The sequence below is a fragment of the Providencia heimbachae ATCC 35613 genome (assembly GCF_001655055.1).
Lineage (GTDB): Bacteria > Pseudomonadota > Gammaproteobacteria > Enterobacterales > Enterobacteriaceae > Providencia > Providencia heimbachae.
The window spans coordinates 1-19,939 of the sequence record NZ_LXEW01000021.1 but is presented as its reverse complement, the minus strand read 5'-3'; the positions used below and the strand labels follow the sequence as shown (position 1 = coordinate 19,939).

The following is a 19,939-nucleotide window of genomic DNA, read 5'->3' as shown; positions in this document are numbered from 1 at the left end:
TTAAATTCCTTTCACTAACAAACGAATACGTTCAGATATAACATCAAGCTGTTCATTACTAACACTACGAATGTCGGCTTCTACCTTACCTTCATTGGCTTTGTATTCACGAAAATAGATAGCGGTATCCCCTTGCTTTAATTCAGACATAATTTGATAAGTGGTTTTACCAATCTGTTTTTCATCAAAGCTAATTTCAGCTCTGGCAATATCTCGCCCGGCGGCATCCCATACGATTTGTGCGGAAATCGCTGGGATCGCATTTAAATCAGCGATAAATTTATTCATCCGATTGACCATCTCAGCACCCGTTTCTTTGGTTGCAGTCAAGTACTGTTCGATGGCGAGAGTTAGGCCTAGAATGCCTTCTTTACCCACTTTCATCGCTCGACCGATACCTTGGCTTTGGCGTTTAACCCATTCAACATACGGTTTTTTACCGATCACTAAGCCGCTGGTGGGGCCTTCAATGGCTTTTGCGCCACTGTAAATCACTAAATCAGCGCCCGCTTGGTAGTAAGCGGTTAAATCTTCTTCTGCGGCGGCATCAACAATTAAGGGTAACTGATGTTCACGGGCCACTTTGGCAGCATCGCTGACCGTCAACATGCTTTTTTGCACGGTATGGTGAGATTTAATATAAAGAATAGCGGCAGTTTGTGGGGTGATCTTGGCGGCTAATTGGGCGGCATTACATTCGTTAGCAAAACCCGCTTCAATCACTTTACCACCACCTAACGCCACCATCGTATCGACGGGAGCGCCAAAGTTAACGTTATGGCCCTTTGGTAAAATAATCTCACGGGGAACAGACTTACTTGATGAGTGCAGGTTGAGCAGTAAGTCATCATCATCTTTCACAATAACCGCAGCCACGGCTTGGGCAATTCCTGCTGATGCGCAAGAAACCACAACCGCATCTTCAACCTTGAGTAACTCGGCAATAAATTCACCAGTTTTATTCACCAAATCTTTAATTTCAAAGTAATGATTCAGGCCGTAAGCCACACGCTCAACCACTTCAGGAGTTGGTGTTGAAACACCGAGCATCGTCATGCGACCAGAAGCGTTAATAACGTGTTTAAGCTGGTATTTCTCATAAATTGATTGCATGTTCACATTCGCCTTGTGCATGAATAATATGTTTTCCACCAACGATGGCGGCGACTGGGACGAAACGGTGTGTACCGATGCGATGTTCGCCTTCTGCATCCGTCAGTTCAGTGGGTTCTTCTTTAAGATTAAATAGGGTGATATCGGCATCAAAACCCGGTCTTAAATAGCCTTTGGCTGGAAGAGCGAGTAAATCTGCGGCTTTTTCTGTGACACAGCGTAAGACTTGTTCTGCACTAAAGCCCATGCATAGAAATTTGGTCATCACAAATGCGAGGCTATAAACAGGGCCATTAACCCGGTTTCTGTGGTAGATATCTGAGCTGATAATGTCAGGATAAGTACCGATACGCATGGCTTGTTCGGCTACTTTAAAGCTAAAACTTTCACCACCATGACCGACATCTAAGATCACACCCCGCGCCAATGCCCGAGCAATTGATGGCTTAAGATAGCCCGCATCATCTAAAATTTTGTTGGGTTTACCATTAAAACAGTGGGTAATAATGTCGCCACGTGTCAGTAAATCTGCAACTTGATCAATATCAGGTGGGTTATTACCAATGTGTACCATTAATGGTAGACGGTGCTTTTTCTGCATTTCTTTGGCTTTGATCAGTGGGGCAATGCCATTTTCGCCCACCACACTTTTACTCATACGCGCTTTCAAGCCAACAACGAAACCGTTATGGCGTTCAATCGCTTGTTGAAAGCAAGTATCATCGATATTGTTCATATCGGATAATTCATTTTGTGCAATGATGCCAATGCGTGAAATATTCAATAAAGAAAAGACATTGGTTTTGGATTTGAGCGTCAATTGGTAAAATTTGTCGATATCATCGGCACCAACGCTACCTGCATCAACCAGAGAGGTGACTCCGCCCGCAGCACCTGCTAGGTCAGGGTCATCGAAGTAGATAGGTGATTCAACAAAACAGTGTGCATGGGAGTCAATCCATCCCGCACTCACGTATGTTTCCCCTTTAAGGTCAATCACTTTATCTGCTTGTTGATTACAGGCGAGTTCAGAGCCTGCCGCTTCGATTTTTCCGTCTTTGATAAGAATATCGATAATTGATCCATCGATACGTTTACCTTGTTTGATGATTAAGGAGTACATGGTTACCTTCTTTATATTTATCATACGCATCATACTCGTCATAGTTCAAACCGCAGCGTTGTTGGCTGCTCTTAGCTACCCGAATCACATACTTATTATGCTTATCGGGATATCGTCGTTTGCTACCTAGCTGCACTTTGGACTATTTAGAGTATGTTCTGAATGATTTGAAATATGTTCTCATATAATACAAACCGCAGTATTGCTGGCTGCTCTTAGCCCCCAGATCACATCCATTTACGTAAGATCCGGGGGACTTGAATACGAATTAAGCGACCAGTGGGAATAAATACCCAAACAACATGGCCCCTAAAATTGCACCACCGGCAACGGGTTTTTGCCACACATAGAAAATCAATGCGCCAATTAGCGAGCCAATACCAATTGGGATAGATGCAGCCATGGCGGCTAAAATAATCAAAGGACCGAGGAAACGTCCTGATGTATTACCGGCACCCATCATGACATCCGCACCAAACGTTGAATTTGCTTGAGCGATAGTGAATTTACGGGCAAAAACAACGATCAGGCCTATTAATACGCCAAGAAATAGACCCGTTAGTAAGGAAAGCCAAAAATTAGTGACTAAAATATCCCATCCTGCCGCAAGGAGCAGTGCTGGAATTCCAAGCCCTACACCTGTTTGCAGTGCGCCACCGATATCCAAAATACCAACCAGTGATCCTTCAATAATTCGCGCAAATAAGAAGCTTGCACCGAAAGCGGCGACAGCGCCGTAAACCCCAGTATCGAGTCCAGCACGTAACATCGCCACAAAGGCCACTTCGTTAAATGCACCGAAACCGTAGACGACATACATGTGTGTACCCGCGAAGATCCCAGCAGATAACAGTCCGACAAAGATAGGGAAAGACCACTCCGCGTACCAAAAATCTTGTTTATTAATTTCAGTTGTCATGATTATTTTCCGCTCAGTAGCCCGTGGACATATTCAAGCCACAATGGTTTATCGAGGTTGAAAGAAGTGATCATCTTCAGGTCGAACTCACGGAAGAATCCACTGAGAACGAACAGCAATACAACGGCGATCATCATTGTGCGGGTGATACGGTTCCAGCCATTATCATCAACACCTTTACCAATTAAGATACCAAGGACTAAACCTGGGATTGCATTACCCATAATCAGCTGAGCACAACCACCGAAAAGCGTTGCCCAGAAACCTGAACGGCGGCCTGCATCCATTGCGGCTAACCAGAAAATAACTGGCATTACTGTGTTAACCAGTAAGTTGGCAGCCGGAACTAGCACGTTGATTGCGGTTGTTTGTAGCGCAGCAGGAACGGCTGACGCCGTGGTATTTAAGAATGCGACGACAAAAGCCCCAATAATGGCACAGGCTATCGCCATTTTTTTCGGGTTATGCAGTGTTTCTGCAACGTTACGGTTTTTTGTCAGTAGAGCTGCGGCACCCCAGTTAGGAATGATACGGTGGTCAACGTCTTGCGTGAATGCCCCCGCAGCAACAGAAGATGCCCATGCGTTAAAGAAGAACCCTAAGCCAAAAGAGAAGTGTGACGCAGGGTCACCTTCACAGGCGTTTAACTCGCCTAATGTACGGAATGCCCCCATTCCCTGTATGGTTGGCGCATGAAACATACGTGCTGCCCCAGCCCCTAAACCAAAGCCGCAAAGGCCACCAATAATCAGGGACATACCCAATATTTCAAAGAAAGATGCAGTTTCACTCATGGAATTAACTCCAGACCTGATTGCTTTTATTGTTCTGTAAATGGTATTTCGTTAACAGAAAGTAAGGTAACATCCAGCGAAACGTCGAGCACAACACGGAAGTGTTCGCGTTTACGTGGCAAAAAGATAAAAAGAAATTTTTCTGTCCGTGACTGCGAATGAGCACTAATCACCTCAACATCCTTTGGTTCAATTCGTAGGATGATGTCGGAGTTGTCTTTGAGTACGGTTTTTTGTATTGAATTCAAGGCGTCAGCAATCGCTTTTTGCTTTGTGTCGCCTTGCCCTGTCACCCGCACAACCGTTTCGATAGATTTTTTCATTAAGCGTTGCCGTATTTTTTATTAAATGCTTTAACTAAGCGCTCACCTAACTCTTCTTTGTCCATAAAACCGAAACCGAGTACGTTGCAACCATCAGCAATCGCCGTTTCTCCCTCTTCAATAGAGCGCATTCCATAACGTGCTTTATAGCCATATTTAGTTTGAGCAGTAATTGCACCTGCACCGCCGCTACCACAAAAAGAAATACCGAGATCGGCTTGTTCTGCATTCATGACGTCACCCAGTTTCATATCCGCAGCAACACCTGGAACCACAATTGCTTTCCCTCCCGCAGTTTCAACGCCGACAGCCACTTTTTGCCCTTTCCCTAAACGATCTCCGATAACAATAACGATTTGTTTCATATTTTTATTCTCCAAAAATTAGTCATTAGAACGAACAACTTCAAAGTGAACAGAGAGTAAGTACGCTTCTTCAAGTGCTAGTCCGGGCAAGGTGTCTACAACCCGTTGAGCCAACGTAATCGAATGTTCAGATATTTCATCGAATAAGCTGATATCCACTTCGGGTAATGCTTCACCTGTTTTTGCTCTGGCAACCATGGCGCGTAGATGAGATACCAACATTTGTTGCTGTACATCCGTGGTGTAGCAGTCCTCTTGCTTGAGCCAGTCAGTAATTACTGCCAGCAGTTTTTGTGTTACCTCATCAATATCGAGGTTGTGTTCTAACATCTTAAAAACGACAACTGATTCGCTCATAACTATTTAAAATCCAAAGTAATAATGTAAGTTTGACTACTCTGTTCCTTGATGACTAATACCTTAATCCGTTCTGTCTTATTTGTGCAGGCAGTGAATTTCCACTTAGAAGTGGAAATAATATGGAAGAGTCCAAAGAGAAGTGGTGTTCGTTTTTTGACCTAAACGGAAAATAAATGGAAAAATGAACATTAAAAGAGAGTTTTAATAAATTTATATGCGGTATGCGTTGAGGTTTAATTGTGTAAATTCAGTTAGTTAATAATATTGTGGCTAAGATGGAAATAACAAAAGAAGGATTATTACTAAGTGGAAATGGAAAAATAATCGGTAATGATATTTGTGAGATATAACTTCCACTTGGGGTATTTGAAGGTTAAATGAGCCGAAAAGTGTTAGAAATTAAATGGTGGAGTTGTGGTTAGGATCACGTAAAAATGGCAACTCCCGCTTTTTCCAAAATAAGTGGAAGTCGCCAAGAACTCAGAGAATACGGGCTAAGCTGTCTTTAGCTATCACTTGGAATTCATTGAAATTTTTAACGGTAATTAAGCGGCGAGTGGTTTTTTCTTTGACAAAAGTGACAAATAAATCATATATCGCCATGGCTTCTTCATAATCAGCCTTACTAATTGCGAGTAGAAAAATGACATAAGCGTTTTCTTTTGTTTCTTTATTCCACTCGATGCCTTTTGGTGCAACAACGGTGACAACAACCGTTTTGTTAGCCAGTAACCCTAAGGAATGAGGCAGTGCGATACCTTCACCCAGTAAAGTGGAAACAATCGACTCACGTTCTTGCAGTGAAGGATAAAAATCAGAAGTGACATATCCATCGTGTTGTAATTTTTGGCAAACCGTTTGAAATAATGTTTCTTGGCTAATCTTTTCGTTGATCACCATAAAAAAGCGCTCATCAAAAAATTGCTCAATAATATAAGGGCGAGTTTGATCAACCATCGCTAAGCGACCCACTTGTTCGAGCTGATAGGGGGTAGGGAAAGGCGCTATTTTTATAACAGGTTTATTTTTTTCAGAAATTCGCACGGTCGTAATCACAAAATCTTCATCAACTTCTTTAAGTGATTCATACTCTTGCAAAGTAAGGCCACGGCTAAACTTTAATTGTGGAAACTCACGCATGATCTTAGACTCAACCACTCGAAATGTTGAATTACCGGCATCGGTAACAACAAGCACTTCTGTTTGTCGGATAGATCCCGCGCCGTAGTTTCTTTCAAGACTGACACCGATATGGACAGCTAAATAACCGAGTTCATCTTCACTAATCGGATGAGGAAGTAATTGTTTACTGGCACTTGTCAATGCGCTGAGGGCAACATCATAAGCAAAAGGGTAATATTGCTTTATATCTGATAACAAAGGGTTAGGTGTGGAAATGTGGTACTGAAGCCGTGTGATTAATGCCGCAAGATGGGTATTAAGATCCTTTTTTAGTTTTTCGTCACTGCGTAAATCGTAGTTATAGAGAGAGTTAATATAATTTAAAATATATTCAGCTAACTCATTATGACTGCCATTTTTTTGGCTGGTGGGATCTTGGCTACTAATGCGTTGGGCAATAATTTGGTCATGCAAGTAACTAATTTCAGCAGTAGAAAGGTCGCTGCCTAAAAAGTAAATTAGCCCTTTAGATATTTCACCACAGGCTTTGAGGAGCACTTCTTCATTATCATTATTTTTGACCATTGAGGTTAATTCATGGCCGCGGGTAATGCGCAAAATAGTGACTGCACAATTGAATACAAGATAAAGATGTCCTTCATTACTGAGTCGAATATCGAAGCGATTCATGCTGTTATGCAGTACTTTATCAATATAAGTAAGGTCAAGATTATCTAAACACTCGGGAGAAAAAGTGGCTAAGTCGTGATTGATTTGTTCTGAAAAACGACGCCATAACGTTTCGGTAATACAGGCTCTAATTGCCCATTCGCTGCCGTTTAATCGAATGCCTTGATGGGGAATGCTTTCTAAACTAATTTGATATTTTTGCAGGTGCTCCCTGACTGATCCCATATCTTGCTGCAGCGTACCTCTACTGATAAACCATTCTTCTGCAATATCATCTAATTTTACTGGGAGTGATAACATCAAAAGTTTTAACAATAATGCATCGATTCGCTCTTTGCTGGTACGCGGAATACTATTTTCTGCTTCACTTTGCTGAGTGAAGGACTCAAAAAGTGCATCGTCTTCAATTTTTAAACGATAGCCATGACCGCGCTCATAAAGGATATGTGCACTATAATCTTCAATCAATTCATTGATTTCATTGATATCTGATCGGATTGTCCGTGTTGAAACGGCAAAGCGCTTTGCGAGTTCATCTTGAGGAACAACCTCATTGAGAATACTGGCAAAAATTTGGTTGTGTCGCTGTTGAGTGAATAGAGCCACGAAAACACCTTTAAAATCAAAGCTAAAAGTATTGGAGGTCAAAACATAATCATATTTTTGACGGTCTGGTGGCTGGACTTTATCACAGGCTTGTCAATTTATAGGCTATAGAAATGCTTAAATTTGCGAAGCGTTCCGCAAATTTAAGCTATTTTATGGAAGTTAATTCGTTTTGTTCAGATAAAAGCGTGCTTATAGTGAATCTATTGAGGTTCATTTTTTATCTTTATTCTCCAAGGTCAATTAGTAAGCCTCGAAATACTTTATCTGTCGTGATGGCAAATTGTGTTTCCTCTTGGATAAATATGCCATCATTACAACCCATATTGAGATGATTACCCGAATTTAAACGAATATTAGCGCCCCCATGAATTGATTGCAGATAAGCGTTTTTACCTTTCAAATTAGCAGTGAATTTTTCTGTCGAATCTAAACAAATTTGACTTATCCAAATCTGTTGACGCAAATGAATGCTATGGTTTTCACCATCAGGTGATGCGATGAGTTTATTTTCTTTCGGTGAGAGTGTGATTTTTTGGTACGGGCTATACTCTTGCTGTGGGCAAGCATTTAGCCATAATTGTAATCGAGTTAAAGGCGTTTGCGGGCAGACATTTTGCTCAGCGTAGCTTAAGTCAGGGCGTGGTGATAAACGTATACATTCCCCTTCGTTTGCACTAATGACATTGCCTAAGCTATCTCGATACTCTGCATGCCCTTGAAGAATGATATTCAATATATCAACGTGTGGATAGGTTCTGGCTTGGAATGCACTTTGTGGTGATATAACTTCTTGATTAAGCACCCTTAATGTTTTAAATCCCATAAAATCAGGATCAAAGTAGTGTCCAAACGAAAAAGCATAGCGTGCTTGTAGCCAACCGTAGTCAGCTTTACCGCAATGGTTAACGGGTCTTAATGTCATCATAATGGTTAACCCTCATACAAATAAATACATTAGTCATATGCTGATATAATAAATAGCTGGACGTTGAATTGTTAGCCAGTTAATCTGTTTTCCTTATTCAAATTTCCTGAAAGAGATACATCATGAGCAAAGAGAGAGCATTAACGCTTGAATCATTAAGGGTGATGGATGCGATCGATCGTCGTGGTAGCTTTGCAGCAGCGGCTGATGAACTCGGTCGTGTTCCTTCCGCACTTAGCTACACCATGCAAAAATTAGAAGAAGAACTCGATGTTATTTTGTTTGACCGCTCAGGACATAGAACCAAATTTACCAATGTCGGCCGGATGCTATTGGATAGAGGTCGCATTTTATTGGAAGCCGCAGATAAACTGACCTCAGATGCAGAAGCGTTAGCAAAAGGCTGGGAAACACATTTAACGATTGTTTGTGAAGCTTTAGTGCCCGTGAACTCATTATTCCCTCTTGTCGATAAATTAGCTCAAAAATCTGAAACGCAATTATCACTGATTACCGAAGTACTTGCTGGTGCATGGGAGCGTCTTGAAAATGGGAAAGCAGACATTGTTATCGCACCTGATATGCACTTTCGCTCATCATCGGAAATTAACTCTAAATCCCTATATAGCGTCAATCATATTTATGTCGCGAGTCCGTCACATCCTATCCATCAAGAACCTGAGCCTCTCTCTGATGCGACCCGCGTTAAATACCGCGGGATTGCTATCGCCGATACGGCGCGTGAGCGGCCAGTAATTACAGTACAATTGTTAGATAAACAGCAAAGGCTGACGGTTTCGAGCTCAGAAGATAAGCACAAAGCATTGTTAGCAGGACTTGGCGTTGCGACGATGCCGTACCCAGTAGTGGAGCAGGATATTAAAGAAGGTCGCTTGAGAGTCGTGGGTGCGGAGTATAGTCATGAGACAAATATTATTATGGCGTGGCGGCGAGATAGTATGGGGGAGGCTAAGTCGTGGTGTTTGCGAGAAATCCCTAAGTTGTTTCGTTCATAACTTCGTCATACTTCGCACTGTCGCTTTGTTGGCATCACAAAGTTACCCTAGTCACATACTTATGTATGCTCTTAGGGATAACTTCGCTTGCCACCTTGCTACAGCACGAATTATTTAGAAGTTGCTCTAGTATGTCATTTCAAATTTACGGTATATATTTGAAATAAAAATATTTCTAGATTATTTCCATAGATCATCTGATGCAAAAAAAACACCTCCCGAAGGAGGTGAAAATTGGACAAGAATAAAGGTAATACCAATGAGGCTGATTATGAAGCGAGGGTTACCACTTTTTATTTAGTAGTGCATCGATGCTAAATTTGCCTGGGCCTGTTACCGCTAGCAGTAAGAAACCACCTGCGATAGTAAAGTTTTTCATAAACATTAGGCTGTTAGGCGCAACGTTAAAATCCATGTGGAACATTAATGCGGTTAATACCGTGAAGCCTGCAGTAAATAACGCAACTGTTCGAGTTAAAAAGCCCAGAAGGATTGCAATCCCACCACCTAGCTCAAGTAAAATAGTCAGTGGCAATAAAAAGCCAGGAACACCCATTGCTTGCATATATTGCTGAGTGCCTGCGTAAGCATCACCAACTTTTCCATAACCCGCGACGATAAATAGGATTGGCATCATAATACGCGCTAATAATATCGCACTACTTTCTAAATTTTTCATCGAAACTCTCCAGAGAAAAAGGTCATTAAATATAAGTTAATTGCGATATATCTCGCGTTATAAAACTATTTTTAGCACAAAATGGCTAGAAATCATTTGATGGGCTTATAGTAGTGATTGTCTCATTCAATAAAAAGCTAAGCTTATTAACAATGATAAACAAAAAAATTGAACAATATTTTTAGTGCATAAAAAAAGCCTAAAAAGTAAATATTTTAGGCTTTTTAACGAATTGAATTAATTAATGAAATTTATTTTTTAACCGCACTTTGGAGAGTTCGAACTAAACTCCATGTTGCCAGTGCTTTTTTTCCTAATGAAAAAATACGCTTTGGACTTTTCAGGGTATAAATAGAAATAAGCCCAGTGGCTGCGATAAAGATGGGTTTAAAGGTAACAACCGTCTGCCAAGCTTTATCGAATGTTGAGGTTGCTTGTAACCAATCGCGTGAGGCAGCAGATAAGTCAATGCGTTGTTGTTCTATTTGGCTAACTAAGCGTTGTTTTCTTGCGATCAATAGCTGATGCTTACTTTTGCTCATCATCCACTCCTGTTAATGCCTTGGAGTCATTGCTAAGTTGCTCGCGAGTTGCCCCTAATAGAGTCGATTGTTTCGCTTTCTTCAGTGTCCAAATGGCAAAAATAATTGCCAATAAAATGAGGGCACCTGTTGTGATCGCTAAGGCTTGATAGCGATACACGGGATCAACGGACCAGAAAATAAGCCCAATTAAACACATCAAACCAAATGCAGTAAATAGAAGTGTTATGCCGACAAGTAGCATTAGATGAATGAGGTTGATTTTCTCTTCTTCTAATTCGACAGCAATAAGCTGAATGCGAGTTTCGACCATTTTGACGCCGATACCCGCAATTCGCTGTAATGAGTCAAGGACCCCTTTTCCGGGGCCCTGACGTTGTGGTTGTTGTTCCGTTTGTTTCATAACGATTCGTTATTAGCGTTTGGCAAGAAGAACACCAAGAACAACACCAACCGCAGCACCAATACCAATACCTGTCCATGGATTTTCACGTACATAGTTATCAGCACGGCCAGCAATTTCTTTGGTTTGTTCTGTGATCCTTTCGCTTGCTTGACTCAGCTTTGCTCTGGATGAACAGAGTGCATCTTGCGCTTTAGATTTTAGGCTTTCAATTTCTTCTTTCGATTTGTTTCCAGTATCATTTAGCATAGCTTCGAGAGAATCAGCCAGTGATCTTAGTTCTGCGCGTAAGTCTTCTGATGAATGATTTGATGACATAGTAAAACCTCCTATCAATAGAAAAAATCTTTATCGTTTATACTATAACAATAGCGATTTTTACACTAAGTGCAATGGATTTATACTCTTCATATTTCAAATAACTTGTTGTGCTAAGCATTAATATCTCCTGAGCTATTTAAGTATATACCTGCAATTTACATAAAAACGTAAAAAAGATTAAAGTTAGTAGAAGATATTTTAACTAATCAAATAGTTAAATAAGGGTAAATAAATTTTAGATGTGAGATAGGTAAAGTAGGATAAAAGGGAAAAAATTTGAGAATACGGGAGTCATACAGCACTCCCGCAAATTAAATTAGTCGGTTTTCTTGCTAGAAAATTTTTTCTTAACGACAACGGCAATGCTACCGATAAGCCCAATAATCAAGAGTCCAACAGGCACTAGCATTAGAACATTCATAATACGATGTTCATATTGCAGGAAAATAGGGCTTTTACCGAATCCATAACCGATAGCGGTTAAAATCAGTACCCATAATAATCCACTGAGCCAGTTGAATATTTGGAATCGTCCATTTTTTAATCCAGCAAGACCGGCAATTGTTGGCAATAATGTTCTGACGAAAGCCAAAAAACGGCCGACTAATAATGCAGCGAGCCCATGGCGGTGAAATAAGCTATAAGCGCGCTGGTGATAATGTTCGGGTAAATGTGAGAGCCAGCCTTTCACTAATTTCGTATTTCCAAGCCATCGTCCCTGTATATAACCGAGCCAGCAACCAAGGCTTGCCCCTGCGGTTAAAATAACGATGGTTAAAGGGTAGCTTAATGTGCCTTTAGCAATTAAAACACCAACTAAAATCAACAAGCTATCACCGGGTAAGAAAGCCGCCGGAAGCACCCCATTTTCTAAGAAGAGAATAGCGAACAGCATGAAATAAATCGCCCATATTAACGATGGGTTAGATAGTGTGACGTAATCTTGGTGCCAAAGGGCAAAAAATAGTTCTTTAACTAATTCCATTAATGTTTCCTAAACGGCAATAACAGCAACAAACTTGTTGTTGGGCAGGGAGAAATGGATTAAGCGAATACCTAAGTGAAAGTCGCATTTCCTCAGGCTGTTAGTGTAAAGCTCGCTCACTTTAACAAAACAGAAAATAACAAAACAGCTAATTTTAAGCTTATTTTTAGTCTTCATTTAAGTTTCGGGTGATTTTTACAATTTATCGACTACATTACCCTCGCAGTAAAGTACCGAAAAAGCCGCTTTAGAGCTATAGTTAGTCTGAAAAAATCATGAAAATTTGGTTAATTGAACTTTGGCAGTCAAAAAAATACGGTAATCTCGCTTTGCTAATTATTGCATTTTAAGATTATTTACTTTATCTTACGCACAAAGCAAAGGGGAGTAACTTCTTCTTGTCGGTTTATCGTCATTACGGTGCACACATTGCGCCCGGTAGCCGAGCACCACAATTTCCTAACCATTGGGTTATTTGTGTTGTAAGTGAGACCTTGCCAGAAGGCGAGGTTTGCTCACTGTTTACAACCCAAAAGATAACTCCTTGAGGTTAAAACATTTTAAGCGGCTGATGTCTTCTGGATATCAGCCGTTTTTTGTTTTTTGAAGGAAAGAAAATGAACTCTGTAGGTAACCCAATTTTATGGGGTAGTTTTGCGGTTATTATTTTAGTTATGTTACTTGTTGATCTGTTTTGGCAAGGGAAACATAAAGGCCAAGCCATGTCGATGAAGCAAGCGGCGAGCTGGAGTATTGTTTGGGTCACTTTGTCGTTGATTTTTGCCGGTGGTTTGTGGTGGTATTTCAATGATACGGTGAGTCGTGAGTTTGCGGATAGTCAAACAATGGCGTTCCTGACCGGTTACTTGCTCGAAAAAGCGCTTGCAGTTGATAACGTATTTGTTTGGTTAATGCTATTTAGTTATTTTGCGATCCCTGCGAATTTGCAGCGCCGTGTTTTAGTTTACGGGGTATTAGGGGCGATTGTATTACGTACCATTATGATTTTTGCAGGTAGCTGGTTAGTTACCCAATTTAGCTGGATTTTATACGTTTTCGGACTATTTTTACTGTTTACTGGTCTTAAAATGGCATTTTCGAAAGAAGATGATTCGCCAATTAATGATAAACCATTAGTTAAATGGGTACGCTCACATCTGCGTATGACGGATGAATTGCACGGCGAAAAATTCTTTATTAAGCGAAATGGCTTACTTTTTGCTACGCCATTGATTCTAGTCTTAATATTGGTCGAAATCAGTGATGTTATTTTTGCGGTTGATAGCATACCGGCGATTTTTGCTGTTACAACCGACCCATTTATTGTTTTAACATCTAACTTATTTGCAATCTTAGGTTTACGTGCAATGTATTTCTTACTTGCAGGCGTTGCGGAGAAATTTACGATGTTGAAGTATGGTTTAGCCGTTATCCTAAGCTTTATTGGTGTGAAGATGTTGTTGATGGATATTTATCATATTCCTACGGCGATATCATTAGGCACCATAGCTGCAATTTTAGTTATAACACTCGTTATCAACACCATTGTTAATAAACGTAACGAAGCTAACCTTTAATCGATTCATTCCGACTCTTAAGCCTCCTCGTTAGAATAGGGGGCTTTTTTGTTTTAACTAACTGAAAAATATAATCCATTTTCTTTGTCGCTATTCTACTATAAGAAACAAAACTCTATTGCGATCACAGTTGTGTAAAATATTTGTTAAATATATTCAATCCTTGTGTATATTTTGAATAATAGCCTTTTCAGGCGATTATTATTCCTTATACTGGCTCAGCAAACACATTTAATTCCTAATAAAGATAAATAATATAGGTCTATTATGGAAACAAACAAAGCAGGGTTATGGCGAGTAATTACTCACGGCAGCTTAGTCAAACAAATTCTTGTTGGACTCGTTGCGGGTATTTTACTTGCTTGGATTTGGCCATCAGCCGCAAAAAACGTGGGTCTGTTAGGCGATTTATTTGTTAGTGCATTAAAAGCGGTAGCACCGATTTTGGTTTGGGTGCTAGTTATGTCATCAATTGCTAATCATCGACAAGGGCAAAAAACCAATATTAAACCAATTTTGGTTTTGTATATTTTAGGTACATTTTTTGCTGCTGTTGTTGCCGTTATTGGCTCATTCATCTTCCCATCAAGTTTAGTTTTGGCGGTAGGTGATACACAACTCAATCCACCGAGTAATATTGCTGAAGTACTGAAAGGTTTACTTATTAATGTATTTGCTAATCCGGTTGATGCATTAATCAAAGGTAATTACATCGGTATCTTAGCATGGGCTGTTGGGCTTGGTATCGCATTGCGCCATGCCAATGAAAGCACCAAAAGCGTTATTCACGATTTATCAAATGCCGTTACGCAATTAGTCCGTGTTGTGATCAGGCTTGCACCATTGGGTATCTTTGGTTTAGTTTCTTCTACCATCGCCATCACTGGGTTTGAAACCTTAAAAGGTTATTTCCATGTTCTCGCCGTTTTGATTGGCTGTATGCTGATTGTGGCGTTCATTGTTAATCCACTGATTGTTTACTGGAAAATGAAACGTAACCCATATCCGTTGGTATTTGCTTGCTTACGCGAAAGTGGTGTTACTGCATTCTTTACACGTAGCTCGGCGGCAAACATTCCGGTGAATATGGGAATGTGTCGTCGAATGAATCTACATGAAGATACTTATTCGGTTTCCATTCCGCTAGGTGCAACCATTAATATGGCAGGGGCGGCAGTGACGATCACCGTATTGACGCTAGCTGCGGTACATACTCTTGGTATTCCTGTCGATATCCCAACGGCCTTGTTGCTCAGTGTCGTCGCTGCGGTCTGTGCGTGTGGTGCATCAGGTGTTGCAGGTGGCTCATTACTGCTTATTCCATTGGCTTGTAATATGTTCGGGATTTCAAATGAAATTGCGATGCAGGTGGTAGCGGTTGGTGTAATGATTGGTGTGCTGCAAGATTCGGCTGAAACAGCGCTTAACTCTTCAACAGACGTTTTATTTACGGCAGCAGTATGTTTAGCCGAAGATGAGCGTTTGGCTGATCCAGAAGCTCAGTTATCTCATAGAGACTAACCTGTAAAAAATAAGCCCCGCATAATCATTGGCGGGGTTTATTTTATTCAGCTATCACCTGATCTAAAGTTGATACGCAACCTGCATTCCTTGCTCAATCGCTCTTCGTGCATCAAGCTCCGCAGCGATATCTGCACCGCCAATCACATGCGCATTAATGCCTCGAGCCGCAAGTTGATCTTTGAGCGGGCGATAAGACTCCTGTCCGGCACAAAGAATAACGTTATCAACGGGTAGGCATTGCATTTTTTCTTGATGGCGAATGTGTAATCCATCATCATCAACTCGCATGTATTCAACCGCATTTAGCATTTGAACACCGCGCTTCATTAATGATAAACGATGAACCCAACCTGTGGTTTTTCCTAACCCTGCACCCACTTTGCTATTTTTACGTTGTAATAAATAAAGGTGACGAGCAGATTTAGTCAGCTCTTTTTTGGGTGGAAATACGCCGCCAGCGACCTTAATTGAAGTATCGATATTCCACTCTTTATTAAACAACGGCGTATCTAAACTGCTACTTTCTCCTTTTTGAGTCAGTAACTCGGCGATATCAAACCCAATCCCCCCAGCACCAATAATTGCCACATTTTTTCCGACAGGGCGCTGCTTAGTGAGTACATCAATATAGGACATCACTTTATTGTGCTCTATACCATCAATTTTGATGGGACGAGGGATAACACCGGTTGCAATAACCACTTCATTAAACCCGAGCAAACTGGCGGCATCCGCTTGTTGTTCTAAGCGTACATCTACGTTTAGTCGTTGTAGCTGGCGGCAAAAATAGCGGATGGTTTCATGAAATTCTTCTTTGCCAGGGATTTGCTTGGCTAAATTGAATTGCCCTCCGATTTGATTGGATTTTTCAAACAAGGTGACTTTGTGACCTCGTTTTGCTGCATAAATCGCACAGGAAAGGCCTGCCGGACCGGCTCCAACAATCGCCACTGATTTTTTATGAGGTGCTTTTTCATTTGGGTAGTCAATTTCTCGGACAGCTTGTGGATTAACCAGGCAGCTAGCAAGCTTGCCATTAAAAATTTGGTCGAGACAGGCTTGATTACAGCCGATGCAGGTATTAATTTCATCCGCACGATTTTCCTCAGCTTTACGCACAAAGGCCTCATCAGCTAAAAAAGGGCGAGCCATTGAGACCATATCAGCCTGGCCACTTGCAATGATTTGCTCAGCTACAAAAGGGTCATTAATACGATTGGTGGTAATTAACGGAATAGAAACTTTGCCCATTAATTTTTCGGTTACCCAACTAAATGCACTGCGAGGAACTTGTGTTGCAATGGTTGGGATGCGGGCTTCGTGCCAGCCAATTCCGGTATTTATCATACTGGCGCCAGCTTTTTCAATTTCTTTTGCGAGATATTCAACTTCTTCCCACGTCGAGCCATCCTCCACTAAATCCAACATGGAAAGGCGATAAACAATAATAAAATCAATGCCTATAGTTTGACGAATTTGTTTTACGATTTCCAATGGGAAACGGATACGATTGGTATAGCTTCCGCCCCATTCGTCGGTTCTATGATTGGTTCGTTTGGTAATAAACTGGTTAATTAAGTAGCCTTCGGAACCCATAATTTCAACGCCATCATAGCCTGCTTGTTTGGCTAGTTTAGCGGTGTTCACAAAGTCATTAATGGTTTGTTGGATCTCCGCACTGGATAATGCTTTGGGAACAAAAGGATTAATTTCTGCTTGGATCTCACTCGGGGCAACGAGTTGAGGGTGTAAGCTATATCGCCCTGCATGTAAGATTTGTAAGGCTATTTTTCCATCTGCTTGGTGAACGGCTTGGGTTATTCCTTGATGAAATGGTAACTGTTTTTCATCATTTAACATCGCTCCATTTGCTGTTAGCGCACCTTCTTTGTTGGGTGCGATGCCACCTGTGATGATCAAACTCACACCGTTTTCAGCGCGTAAGCGATAAAAGTGAGCCAGTCGCTCGCTGCCTTGTGGGTGCTCTTCGAGGCCGGTATGCATTGAGCCCATAAGAATACGGTTTTTCAGTACCGTGTGCCCCAAATCAAGGGGGGTAAAAAGATGTGGAAAATTGCTCATATTATTCTCCCAAGAGGGATTTTAGTAACAGGTCAGATGAGTTAACTCTAGCTTAATGATGCGATGAATTAAGAATAATGTTAAAAATTTGTGATTTTTATCATATGTTTTATTAGAAACAGGTAAATTAATAGGAATAAGACGCGGGATTTTATTTTATTGTCATAAAATCCGGTTAAAAAGATATCCAGAGCGACATAGGCTGTCATTTAAATTATCAATTCAGGAATTCATTATGAAAGAGATTTGCCAAGCTGTAACGTTAGAAGGCGAGTATGTTCGACTGGAACTATTATCTCATCAATATGACACCGTATTTTCTGAAATCATCGAAAGAGATGCGCTACATAAATTATGGTACACCTCTGTACCAGAACCGGAAAATGTCCCCGCGGATATCGATAGCCGCCTTGAACGTTTTCGCAATAAAGAGATGTTACCTTTTGTGGTGATTGATAAAAGAACCGAAAACCCAGTTGGTTTTACCGCTTACTTTCGGATTGAGAAGGGGATCCGTCGTGTTGAAATAGGCGGCACATGGTATGGCATTGAAGCACAAAAAACGGCGATTAATACAGAGGCAAAATACTTATTACTTAAATATGCTTTTGAAGAACTTGATTGTGTTGCAGTCGAGTTTCGCGCTAATTTTTTGAATCAACAAAGTCGTAAAGCGATAGAGCGTTTAGGGGCAAAGTTAGACGGAATTTTGAGAAGGCATGCCTATACTCGCACGGGCGAGCTGCGAGATACCTGTATTTATAGCATTATTGATGCAGAATGGCTGGCAGTGAAGCGCCATTTAGAATGGCAAATGATAAAACCGCGTTAATAGCCGTTATTTAAATGGAATCAAGAAAGCCCACCGGTTTGAGGTGGGCTAAATACATTTATAGATATTCGTGCATTGGTTTGGTCATATAGATGTTATTTGGCATTTTTTCTGTCGTGGTATATCCCGCAGGGCTATTGATCAGTGCTGGAATACGATTAACTAGATTTGCACAAGTTAATTCAACGGTCGCAGGGTTATTGACTTCAATGGCGGTGTCCGGCTCACCAATTAGCTGCCAACTATTTTTATCACACTCATCGGCAGTTAAAATCTTACCAATACACTCGGTTTCGAGGGTAACATCTTCGGCAGTTTCGGTGATCACCACTGCTGATAAACCAAGAACATCACCTTTTTTGACTGTCATTTTTAAGGTGTCTGAATAGACATCTGTTTGCGCTATTTGGGGTACACAGCGTTGAGTTTGGCTGGTGATCGTTAATCCTAGTCGGCTGCACAGCCAACCATTTTGTGTCCACATATAAGGTGGAGCATATTCACCACTTTCGATTTTTTGTGAAATAACGTCATAAGGCAGGTCGTTATAGTTACCAATTTGCGTGTCAAATTCCTCAACGCTTAAACCTGCACCATGGCCTATTGCTAACGCAATACCGTAGTCTTCCACGTTATAGCAGCTAGAACCCTTGATTTTAATTAGTTTGTGCATTGAGCCCGCTAGCGTATCGATTAAAACACCCCAAAACATGTCGGGATAGCCGCTACCGGCGAGGGTGCAATTATTTTCTTTCGCTAATGCATCGAGTTTCTGGGTGATTTCAGGTGATGAATTCCAAGGGTAGAGCGCTTCTTCTCCGGTTGAAATCGCGTTAACGCCGTGGCGAGCAAATAAAGAAAAAGCTTCTTCTAAATCGGCCATGGTACTGAGTGTTGCAATAATACCGACATCCGGTTTTAACGCAGCGAGAGTTTTATCGGCTTCGTTCAATGGCTGAACTTTGACGCCTGTTGGCGCTGTTCCTGCTATTTCACCAATATCTTTACCAATAACAGCTTCGTTGATATCAAAAGCCGCCACAACTTCAGCTCCATGTTCTTGCAGGTAGCGGATCAAGAATTTACCCATTTTTCCACAACCATATTGAACTGCACGTACTTTTTTCATTTTCTATCATCCTATGCGAATTATCTATAACCATATTGTGAGATCTAAAGTATAAAATTATTGTTCCATATCAAACAATTGAATAAAGAATGTTTAATAAAAAAGATTAGGGTTATATAGCGGTTTTGTTGGTTTGTTTTCTATAAGTTAGAGATTAATGTGTGTAAATGGAGATTGGAGCAGTTTAATAAAAAATAGTGATTTTTAATAAAAGGGATTAATTTGTTTTGCAGGTATAAATCTTGGTAATGCTATCACCTTGAATTATAAGCGTGAGGATTGGTTTGCACACAAATTCGCCATACAGTTTCGAAAGACTAGACCTACGATAAAACTGCACGTATAATCCTCTCCACTTTGGCCCCTTAGCTCAGTTGGTTAGAGCAGTCGACTCATAATCGATTGGTCGCTGGTTCAAGTCCAGCAGGGGCCACCAAATTTTAGCTGTTAAATCAGCGCATTAAGCCACTTTGAAAGAAGTGGCTTTTTTGTGTGTGCGCCGAGCA

General features: G+C 40.9%; 20 protein-coding genes and 1 tRNA gene. 5 read left to right on the top strand and 16 right to left on the bottom strand.

The window, feature by feature from the left end; translation table 11 throughout:
- From M998_RS06900 to M998_RS06860, 9 genes are all read right to left on the bottom strand, one after another.
- Positions 1-1,113, bottom strand: a complete 1,113-nt coding sequence (locus M998_RS06900) for a DgaE family pyridoxal phosphate-dependent ammonia lyase (protein WP_068440912.1) — start codon at positions 1,111-1,113, stop codon at positions 1-3.
- Positions 1,097-2,236 (bottom strand): amidohydrolase/deacetylase family metallohydrolase, encoded by a 1,140-nt coding sequence (locus M998_RS06895; RefSeq protein ID WP_068908171.1) that lies wholly within the window; start codon positions 2,234-2,236, stop codon positions 1,097-1,099. The genes M998_RS06900 and M998_RS06895 overlap by 17 nt, the downstream gene beginning before the upstream one ends.
- Before the next feature lie 268 nt (positions 2,237-2,504).
- Entirely contained in the window at positions 2,505-3,155 is a 651-nt protein-coding gene (locus M998_RS06890; protein WP_068440918.1) for a DUF4310 family protein, read from the bottom strand.
- 2 nt (positions 3,156-3,157) lie between these two features.
- Positions 3,158-3,949, bottom strand: a complete 792-nt coding sequence (locus tag M998_RS06885) for a DUF4311 domain-containing protein (protein ID WP_068440921.1) — start codon at positions 3,947-3,949, stop codon at positions 3,158-3,160.
- Positions 3,950-3,975: 26 nt separating this feature from the next.
- A complete protein-coding gene (locus M998_RS06880; RefSeq protein ID WP_068440924.1) occupies positions 3,976-4,272 on the bottom strand; it encodes a DUF4312 family protein in 297 nt (98 codons plus the stop codon).
- A complete protein-coding gene (locus tag M998_RS06875; protein ID WP_068440928.1) occupies positions 4,272-4,637 on the bottom strand; it encodes an SFCGS family glycine-rich protein in 366 nt (121 codons plus the stop codon). Before M998_RS06875 ends, M998_RS06880 begins: the two co-directional genes overlap by 1 nt.
- An 18-nt stretch (positions 4,638-4,655) precedes the next feature.
- On the bottom strand, positions 4,656-4,994 hold the full coding sequence (locus tag M998_RS06870; RefSeq protein WP_068440931.1) for a transcriptional antiterminator: 339 nt from the start codon (positions 4,992-4,994) through the stop codon (positions 4,656-4,658).
- Between the two features lie 483 nt (positions 4,995-5,477).
- Positions 5,478-7,415, bottom strand: a complete 1,938-nt coding sequence (locus tag M998_RS06865) for a BglG family transcription antiterminator (protein WP_068440934.1) — start codon at positions 7,413-7,415, stop codon at positions 5,478-5,480.
- 226 nt (positions 7,416-7,641) lie between these two features.
- Entirely contained in the window at positions 7,642-8,343 is a 702-nt protein-coding gene (locus M998_RS06860; RefSeq protein WP_068440938.1) for a pirin family protein, read from the bottom strand.
- 122 nt (positions 8,344-8,465) lie between these two features.
- Here M998_RS06860 and M998_RS06855 point away from each other — a divergent pair, with 122 nt between their 5' ends.
- Entirely contained in the window at positions 8,466-9,359 is an 894-nt protein-coding gene (locus M998_RS06855) for a LysR family transcriptional regulator (protein ID WP_068440942.1), read from the top strand.
- 283 nt (positions 9,360-9,642) lie between these two features.
- Here the strand turns inward: M998_RS06855 and M998_RS06850 are convergent, their stop codons facing one another.
- The 5 genes from M998_RS06850 to M998_RS06830 all read right to left on the bottom strand — a co-directional run bounded on the left by M998_RS06850 (position 9,643) and on the right by M998_RS06830 (position 12,289).
- Positions 9,643-10,038 (bottom strand): DoxX family protein, encoded by a 396-nt coding sequence (locus M998_RS06850; protein WP_068440944.1) that lies wholly within the window; start codon positions 10,036-10,038, stop codon positions 9,643-9,645.
- Positions 10,039-10,289: 251 nt separating this feature from the next.
- A complete protein-coding gene (locus M998_RS06845) occupies positions 10,290-10,583 on the bottom strand; it encodes a YqjK-like family protein (RefSeq protein WP_232007515.1) in 294 nt (97 codons plus the stop codon).
- Entirely contained in the window at positions 10,567-10,983 is a 417-nt protein-coding gene (locus tag M998_RS06840) for a phage holin family protein (RefSeq protein ID WP_068440950.1), read from the bottom strand. Before M998_RS06840 ends, M998_RS06845 begins: the two co-directional genes overlap by 17 nt.
- Before the next feature lie 12 nt (positions 10,984-10,995).
- Positions 10,996-11,301 carry an ElaB/YgaM/YqjD family protein gene (locus M998_RS06835; RefSeq protein WP_068440953.1) on the bottom strand — a complete coding sequence of 102 codons (306 nt, stop codon included), beginning with the start codon at positions 11,299-11,301 and terminating at the stop codon, positions 10,996-10,998.
- A gap of 319 nt (positions 11,302-11,620) precedes the next feature.
- Positions 11,621-12,289 (bottom strand): DedA family protein, encoded by a 669-nt coding sequence (locus tag M998_RS06830; RefSeq protein WP_068440956.1) that lies wholly within the window; start codon positions 12,287-12,289, stop codon positions 11,621-11,623.
- A gap of 617 nt (positions 12,290-12,906) precedes the next feature.
- Between M998_RS06830 and M998_RS06825 the strand changes: the two genes are divergently transcribed.
- Together M998_RS06825 and sstT are read left to right on the top strand one after the other, a co-directional pair.
- The gene (locus M998_RS06825) at positions 12,907-13,866 is read left to right on the top strand and encodes a TerC family protein (RefSeq protein ID WP_068440959.1); all 960 of its coding nucleotides are present in this window, start codon (positions 12,907-12,909) and stop codon (positions 13,864-13,866) included.
- Positions 13,867-14,133: 267 nt separating this feature from the next.
- Positions 14,134-15,387 (top strand): serine/threonine transporter SstT, encoded by a 1,254-nt coding sequence (gene sstT, locus M998_RS06820; protein ID WP_068440962.1) that lies wholly within the window; start codon positions 14,134-14,136, stop codon positions 15,385-15,387.
- A gap of 63 nt (positions 15,388-15,450) precedes the next feature.
- Here sstT and M998_RS06815 read toward each other — a convergent pair whose 3' ends face one another.
- Positions 15,451-17,472, bottom strand: a complete 2,022-nt coding sequence (locus M998_RS06815; protein WP_068908169.1) for an NADPH-dependent 2,4-dienoyl-CoA reductase — start codon at positions 17,470-17,472, stop codon at positions 15,451-15,453.
- 235 nt (positions 17,473-17,707) lie between these two features.
- Between M998_RS06815 and M998_RS06810 the strand changes: the two genes are divergently transcribed.
- Entirely contained in the window at positions 17,708-18,304 is a 597-nt protein-coding gene (locus M998_RS06810; RefSeq protein ID WP_068440966.1) for a GNAT family N-acetyltransferase, read from the top strand.
- A gap of 58 nt (positions 18,305-18,362) precedes the next feature.
- On the opposite strand, the gene M998_RS06805 is transcribed toward M998_RS06810, so the two are convergent.
- On the bottom strand, positions 18,363-19,433 hold the full coding sequence (locus M998_RS06805; protein ID WP_068908168.1) for an NAD(P)H-dependent amine dehydrogenase family protein: 1,071 nt from the start codon (positions 19,431-19,433) through the stop codon (positions 18,363-18,365).
- Between the two features lie 359 nt (positions 19,434-19,792).
- Between M998_RS06805 and M998_RS06800 the strand changes: the two genes are divergently transcribed.
- Positions 19,793-19,869: transfer RNA gene (locus M998_RS06800), tRNA-Ile, on the top strand.
- The last annotated feature ends 70 nt before the right edge of the window (positions 19,870-19,939 follow it).

Coding starts and splice junctions, on each gene's coding strand:
- M998_RS06880 (WP_068440924.1), bottom strand. CDS start 4,272: ATGAAAAAATCTATCGAAACGGTTGTGCGGGTGACAGGGCAAGGCGAC.
- M998_RS06885 (WP_068440921.1), bottom strand. CDS start 3,949: ATGAGTGAAACTGCATCTTTCTTTGAAATATTGGGTATGTCCCTGATT.
- M998_RS06890 (WP_068440918.1), bottom strand. CDS start 3,155: ATGACAACTGAAATTAATAAACAAGATTTTTGGTACGCGGAGTGGTCT.
- M998_RS06850 (WP_068440944.1), bottom strand. CDS start 10,038: ATGAAAAATTTAGAAAGTAGTGCGATATTATTAGCGCGTATTATGATG.
- M998_RS06815 (WP_068908169.1), bottom strand. CDS start 17,472: ATGAGCAATTTTCCACATCTTTTTACCCCCCTTGATTTGGGGCACACG.
- sstT (WP_068440962.1), top strand. CDS start 14,134: ATGGAAACAAACAAAGCAGGGTTATGGCGAGTAATTACTCACGGCAGC.
- M998_RS06870 (WP_068440931.1), bottom strand. CDS start 4,994: ATGAGCGAATCAGTTGTCGTTTTTAAGATGTTAGAACACAACCTCGAT.
- M998_RS06810 (WP_068440966.1), top strand. CDS start 17,708: ATGAAAGAGATTTGCCAAGCTGTAACGTTAGAAGGCGAGTATGTTCGA.
- M998_RS06895 (WP_068908171.1), bottom strand. CDS start 2,236: ATGTACTCCTTAATCATCAAACAAGGTAAACGTATCGATGGATCAATT.
- M998_RS06805 (WP_068908168.1), bottom strand. CDS start 19,433: ATGAAAAAAGTACGTGCAGTTCAATATGGTTGTGGAAAAATGGGTAAA.
- M998_RS06825 (WP_068440959.1), top strand. CDS start 12,907: ATGAACTCTGTAGGTAACCCAATTTTATGGGGTAGTTTTGCGGTTATT.
- M998_RS06835 (WP_068440953.1), bottom strand. CDS start 11,301: ATGTCATCAAATCATTCATCAGAAGACTTACGCGCAGAACTAAGATCA.
- M998_RS06900 (WP_068440912.1), bottom strand. CDS start 1,113: ATGCAATCAATTTATGAGAAATACCAGCTTAAACACGTTATTAACGCT.
- M998_RS06855 (WP_068440942.1), top strand. CDS start 8,466: ATGAGCAAAGAGAGAGCATTAACGCTTGAATCATTAAGGGTGATGGAT.
- M998_RS06845 (WP_232007515.1), bottom strand. CDS start 10,583: ATGATGAGCAAAAGTAAGCATCAGCTATTGATCGCAAGAAAACAACGC.
- M998_RS06875 (WP_068440928.1), bottom strand. CDS start 4,637: ATGAAACAAATCGTTATTGTTATCGGAGATCGTTTAGGGAAAGGGCAA.
- M998_RS06840 (WP_068440950.1), bottom strand. CDS start 10,983: ATGAAACAAACGGAACAACAACCACAACGTCAGGGCCCCGGAAAAGGG.
- M998_RS06830 (WP_068440956.1), bottom strand. CDS start 12,289: ATGGAATTAGTTAAAGAACTATTTTTTGCCCTTTGGCACCAAGATTAC.
- M998_RS06860 (WP_068440938.1), bottom strand. CDS start 8,343: ATGATGACATTAAGACCCGTTAACCATTGCGGTAAAGCTGACTACGGT.